At 49.3% G+C, this 6618-nt stretch carries 3 protein-coding genes; all 3 read right to left on the bottom strand.

Annotation, left to right across the window (positions count from 1 at the left end):
- Nucleotides 1-115: 115 nt before the first annotated feature.
- Complete coding sequence (locus AB7U36_RS15750; RefSeq protein WP_428160661.1) at nucleotides 116-2707, bottom strand: type I restriction endonuclease subunit R; 2592 nt, start codon at nucleotides 2705-2707, stop codon at nucleotides 116-118.
- Between the two features lie 184 nt (nucleotides 2708-2891).
- Nucleotides 2892-4238 (bottom strand): restriction endonuclease subunit S, encoded by a 1347-nt coding sequence (locus AB7U36_RS15745; RefSeq protein ID WP_428160660.1) that lies wholly within the window; start codon nucleotides 4236-4238, stop codon nucleotides 2892-2894.
- Nucleotides 4231-6618, bottom strand: a 2388-nt coding sequence (locus tag AB7U36_RS15740) for a type I restriction-modification system subunit M (RefSeq protein WP_428160659.1), incomplete at its 5' end; no start/stop codon positions are given. The genes AB7U36_RS15745 and AB7U36_RS15740, both read right to left, overlap by 8 nt.

The following is a 6618-nucleotide window of genomic DNA, read 5'->3' as shown; positions in this document are numbered from 1 at the left end:
TGATAGTGGTCGGCATCGGTCTTCACCTCCGAAGTGAATGTTTTTTTAATGCCATTGTATTAATTTTATATTAAAATTTCAATATGTTATAATTAAAAAAGCAACCTTTATGCCGCTAACTCAGGAATTTTAGAAACCAGAATAATTTTTCCCATTCGATAATCTCAAAAGGCATGATGGCGGCCATCTGCCCGTAAATTTTGACAAACTGCTTGGCCTTGATCTTAAAGTCGGCCTTGTCTTGGTCTTCAAGTTCAAGTCCTTTGTTAAACCGATCTGCTGCAACATCAATAAAGGGGCTTAACTGGTGGGCAGCGGCGTTGTTGAAATAGAGGACCACAAATTCTTCCACCTCCTGCTGTTCATAGACGCCCTGTCCATCCAAGGACTCTTTGAGCTCATGCAGGACATTGACATCCGTGGCCCGGGACAGGCTTGTGGCGGTATAGAAACGGTCAAAGGCGGTTTTGATATCTTCCACACTGTTGAAAAAATCGAGGATAAACAGATCTTCGGTCTTTTTGCCTAAGCTTGGTGCGGACCGGTTCAACCGCGACAGGGCCTGGACCGCCAGGACATCCTGCAGTTTTTTATCCACATACATGGCAGACAGCTTGGGCTGATCAAACCCGGTCAGATATTTGTTGGCCACCACCAGCAGGCGGTAATCTTCCCCATCGAACCGTTCCCTGGTTTCGCCGTCGCTGAATCCGTTCATCAGGCTTTCGGTATATTCAATGCCGTCCACCGCCTTGGCGCCGGAAAAGGCTATCAGCACCTTGCAGGGATTGCCCTTTTTATCCAATAGCCGCGTGACCGCGTTGTAATACCGGACGGCTGCTTCAATATTCTGGGTGATGACCATGCCCTTGGCTTTGCCTTTAAGCTTTTTGGCGTTCACGACCTGGGGGATAAAGTGGTCAAGGATCACCTCGGCCTTGATATCGATGGTCTGCTGGTGGCGTTCCACATAGGCGCGCAGTTTTTTCTGGGCTTTCTGGGTGTTGAACAACGGATTATCCTGTATGGATTTCTGGATTTCGTAATAGCTTTTATAGGTGGTGTAATTGGCCAGGACATCCAGAATAAATCCCTCTTCAATGGCTTGTTTCATTGAATAGAGGTGGAAGGGCTTAAATTGCCCGTCAGTCTGTTTGACGCCGAACTTTTCAAGGGTGGTGTTTTTGGGGGTGGCGGTAAAGGCAAAATAAGAGGCATTGCCCCGCATTTTTCGTTCGGCCATGGCTTTGAGGATTTTGTCCTGGGCGTCCGGCACCTCATTTTCGCTGCCCCTTTCCTGCTCCCTTGCACTGCCCATGGCCCGGTTCATATTGTCATGGGCCGAACCGCTCTGGGAGCTGTGGGCCTCGTCAATGATCACGGCAAAGTTTTTCCGGCTCAGATCACTGATCCCGTCCAGGATAAAGGGAAATTTCTGAATGGTTGTGATGATCACCTTTTTGCCCTGTTCCAGGGCCGCTTTTAAATCTGCGGCCCGGTATGCCGGGGCAATGATGTTTTTGACTTCGCAAAATTCTCTGATGGTCTCCCGCAACTGTTTATCCAGAAGACGCCGGTCCGTGACCACGATCACCGAATCAAACAGCGGGCGCTCCGGGTCCTTTGCGCCGGGGACCAGACCATGTTGCGGATAGGTCTCGATGAGCTGGTAGGCGGCCCAGGTGATGGAGTTGGATTTGCCGGACCCGGCCGAATGCTGGATCAGACAGGTCTGTCCCACCCCGTTCTCTGCGGCGTGGCCCACCAGTTTGCGCACCACATCCATCTGGTGATACCTGGGGAAAAACAAGGTCCGCTTGTTCAGCGGATCTTTGGGTTTGCCGTCCAGCCGCACAAAATGCTCTAGGAGATTGGCAATGCTTGCCTTGCTGAACACCTCTTCCCAGAGGTAGGCCGATTTATGGCCGTTTGGATTGGGGGGATTGCCCGCACCCTGGTCCTGCCCCTTGTTAAAGGGCAGGAAAAATGTGGAGGGTCCGGCAAGTTTGGTGGTCATATAGACCTCATCGGTATCCACGGCCATATGGACCAGGCACCGGCCGAACTGCAGCAGGGGCTGTTTGTTGTCCCGCCGGGTGCGATACTGTTTCTGGCCGTGGCATCTTGCGGTCTGGCCGGTCCAGGGGTTCTTCAATTCCAGGGTGGAAAAGGCAAGGCCGTTGATAAACAGGACAAGGTCTATGGATTCACCGGGGTTGTCCAGGGAGTAGTGGACCTGTCTTGTGGCACTGAACACATTGCTTTGAAACTGCTCTTTGACCCGAAGGGCGGAGCTTGCCAATGGCGCGGGATAGAACAATGAAAAATAGGCATCATCCACGCCCAAGCCTTTTTTGAGCAGGTGCAAAAGCCCCTTGGTTTTGATCATCCGGTCCAGGCGCTCAAGGATCTTTCGCTGCCAGTCATCCGTTCCCGGCCGTTTCAGTTTTTTAAGTTCTTTTTCCTGGGTGTTTTCGAGAAAGGCCCAGAATTTTTTTTCATCCACGGCAAATTTTGGGTTGAAATGCTGGGGATATCCGATCTCATATCCATGGTGGGTGTCAAAAGGGGTGCAGGTTTCCGCCACTTCGGCCGTATCCGGGCCTGCGGTTTTGAACTCACCTGATTTGAGGTTTTCGAGGCAGGTGCCGGTCAACTTTCTTTCAATGGCAGTTTCCAGGGCCTGTTCATTGGTTTGGCTGACCACGTGACACTCCTTTCTTTATGGGTTTATTTTCAATGCCGTAAAATTTTAAAAGGGGTTAAGATTAAAACCACGAAGGACACGAAGAGCACGAAGGTTAATGTGGTGATATCTTCGTGGACTTCGTGTTCTTCGTGGTGAAATGCTCAGCGTTTAAATTTATGACATTGGGTTTGTCCTTTTATCATCATGCCACAACCTTGCTCTCTGCCGGGTCCGGCACCTTGATTTTCCCGGTTACGGCAGCGTTGATCAAGGTGGCTTTGTACTCTTTGAGCTTTTCGATCATCTGCGCCTGTATCTCTATGGCTTTGTCTATTTTGGCGGATTGGTTCTCGATGTGGGCATAAATAGATTTTTGTTCTTTTTTAGGTGGCAATAAAACCGGTAAGTTTTTTAGTAACTCCTGACTCAATGACGCGCGGATGACTATATTCATTTTTCCAACAAAATACGCCCGCTGCATATTGGCACAAAAATAATATTTTGAATATCCTGGTTCCAGAATTCCAGGCTTTGGGCGAAATCTAATTAAAAAACCAGCAAACGTTGAGTTAGGAATGGTTTCCATACAGGCAGAGCTAAAGCCAATTTCCTCAATGGTTTCTGATGTCCTTGTAAACAGGACGTCCCCCTTTTCAACTGAATAATGGATTTGATCATTAATTGAAGATGTTGCGAGTCCTTTGACCGAACGAGGTAATTCCCGGTTATTGTAAACGTCACTGTAGCTAACAAATGGATAACCAGAACCAAAGTAATCAGCTCCGGCACTTATGCCATTTTGAGTTTGGCCAATAAACCTAAGCCTTTTCACTTTCCAATGCGCGGGTATCTGCCCAATCCTTTCCACACCTGAATCGGCCATGGGAACATTGGGATCAAGGCCTTTTGTCACCGCAGTCTGAATTAAGATCTGCTTGCGCTCTTTGAGAAGTTGGATCTGCTTCTCCTTGATGGCAACGGCCTGGTCGATTTTTGCGGTTTTGCAGTCGAGGAATTTGGCTATGGTGGTTTGTTCTGATATTGGAGGAGATAAAATTGGGATTTTTAAAAAGGCCGAATCTGAGAGTTGAAGCCTTGAAATCCAAATTCCTTTTGAGGCAATAAAATATTGGTCAACATATTTTTTCGTTCTAAGAAGGTAATTAAGAAACGATTTGTCATATTTAAAAGTATCTGGGCGAAATACGCTGTAAGCCGTACTTACTATTCCATGTATATTTGAGAAACCAAGCCCTCTACTCCACGCCCATAGGCTGTTTATAACCAAATCGCCTGGATAGCATATTTTATAACCGACATAAGACTCAGCCATAAACATATTAACATTAGATTCTGCTCGTAATTTGACTCCATGATGTTCTGAGACTGTTAATAATGCTTCGTTTCCATTTTTTGATCGTTTATTAATAATTTTGAATATATAGCTACCACGAATAAGAACCCAGCTCTTTGGAATCTCCCCAATCCACGCCATCCCGGAATCCTTGTAGGTCTCATATCTCGGCATCACGGGCAAAAGCTCAGTCATGGTTCACCTCGTCAAGGCCCAGAATCTCGGCAATCAACCCCTCGGCCCGATTCTCAAGGTTCAGGATATCTTGGGCCACGGCTTCTATGGCCCGCAAGGGCTTATGGCGGTAGAAATATTTATTGAAACTGATCTCATAGCCGATTTTCACCGAATCCATATTGATCCAGGCCTCGGGTACATGGGGCAGGACCTCTGCCTTGAAAAATTCATGGATATCCCCTTGCAGGGGCACGGACTCATGGTCCCGCAGATCTGAACAGGGTTCAAAGATCTGGTACTCTCCCTTTTTGTCCGGCACAGGATAAAAACCAAAGTCCGGCAGGTCGGCTTGCCGGCACCCCACATGATTCAGCAGGGTGTCAAGTTTGTCTCCCGACAGTTTGACCTTCTTTTTGACCACCCTGCGGGCGGTTTCATCGTACCGGGACACGGCAGTTAAAACGGCCTTTTTCTCCGGGGCAGACAATTTCAGGTTCAAGGTTTTCAGGGTGGCATCCACCTGGGATGTAAACCGGTTGAAATCCTTGGATTCATCTTGGCCCATGGCATCCATCAGCTCTTGGGCCGCGTCAATCATGGCTTTTTGCTTTTTCCAGACACTCAAACTGAACAGTTTTTTGCGGCTCTTTGTGTTTAATGCAATGCCGTTGTCCTGGCAGAAGGCCAGGATCTTTTTTTCATGATCCGCAAGAAACCCTTGGGTATAAACGTCATCCCCCCACTGGGCATAGATCCATGCCATGGGGACGGCAAAGGCCTTGTCAAAACGCAGGGGGGCAATGCGCGCTTCCGTAAATTGTGCCGATCTTCTGTCCGGCCGCTCAACGGCGACCTTATAATATCCAAAGTCCCTGTTTTCAAACACTTTGGCCGCAATGCCGGTATCCTCGCCGTTTTGATCCTGTACCGGTTCAATGGGCTGCATCCCGGCACAGGCCCCGGCAATCTGCCGGATATGCTCAGCGGAAAACTCGCAGTTTTTGTTCCCCAGGTTTTTTCTCAATTTCTGAAAACACCTGGATGCGTCAACCAGCAGGACCTTTCCTTGTTTGTCGTCACACTTGTTGTTGGACAAAAGCCAGATATAGGTGGTGATGCCGGTGTTGTAAAACAGGTTATTGGGCAATTGGATAACGGCTTCCAGCAGATCGTTCTCAATGATGTGGCGGCGGATATTGCTCTCACCGCTTCCCGCATCCCCGGTGAACAGGGAAGAGCCGTTGTGAACCGAGGCGATGCGCGACCCGAACACGTTCTGGTCCGGCGTCTTCATTTTGCTGACCATCTCCATGAGGAACAGAAGCTGGCCGTCGCTGGACCGGGGTGCGGCGTCCACTTCCATAGGGTCGCCCCAATAGTTTTTCAGGGTCACCTTGAACCGGGGGTCAATGATGTTGGCCCCGTCCTTGATAAATTTCTGCTCACTGGCCCAGCTTTTCCCGTAGGGCGGATTGGAGAGCATGAAATCAAAGCGCGTCCCTGAAAATTCATCCGTGGAAAGGGTGGAGTTGGGGCGGATAAAGCCCGGATCATTTCCCTTGATCATCATGTCTGATTTGCAGATGGCATAGGTTTCGTCATTGATCTCTTTGCCGTACAGGTAAATATACCCGTCATCGGCCTGCCGCCCTGTTTCCCGTTTAATAAACGCCTGGGATTCCGTGAGCATGCCACCGGACCCGCAGGCCGGGTCATAGATGGTGATCACCGGCGGCATCCGGTCCTTTACCGGTTCAAAAACCAGGCGGGTCATCAGCTCAATCACTTCCCTGGGCGTAAAATGCTCGCCCGCCTCTTCATTGTTCTCTTCGTTGAATTTGCGGATCAGCTCTTCAAACACATACCCCATGCCCAGGTTGCTCAACGGCGGCATGGGGTTGCCGTCCGGGTCCGGTTTTTCCTGGGGGGTGAGGTTTAGATAGGGAGAGGTGAATTTTTCCAGGACATCCAGCAGCACGTCCTTGGCCGCCATATGGCGGATCTGGGCCTTGAGGTTGAATTTTTCAATGATCTCCTTAACGTTGGCGGAAAATCCAGAAAGATACTCCTCCACATTGGCTTTTAAAACCTGCTGGTTGTTGCCGGCCACGGCGAACAGCTTTTTCAGGGTCCATTTGCTGGTATTGTAAAAGACAAAGCCTGCGGCATCTTCAAGGCCCTTGCCGTCCAGCTCCACCAGCCCCATTTGATTTTTTTGAAAGTCCACTTCCCTGAGTACGGCTTCCTTGGACGGTTCCAGCAGGCTGTCCAGGCGTCGCAGCACCACCATCGGCAAAATAACATCCCGGTATTTTCCCCGGACATAAATGTCCCTGAGACAGTCATCCGCAATGGACCAGATAAAGGATACAATCTTGTTGTGTACAGCGTGATTCAT

The sequence above is a fragment of the Desulfobacter sp. genome (assembly GCF_050177295.1).
This window is presented reverse-complemented; position numbering and strand designations above follow the sequence as displayed.

Coding starts and splice junctions, on each gene's coding strand:
- AB7U36_RS15745 (WP_428160660.1), bottom strand. CDS start 4,238: ATGACTGAGCTTTTGCCCGTGATGCCGAGATATGAGACCTACAAGGAT.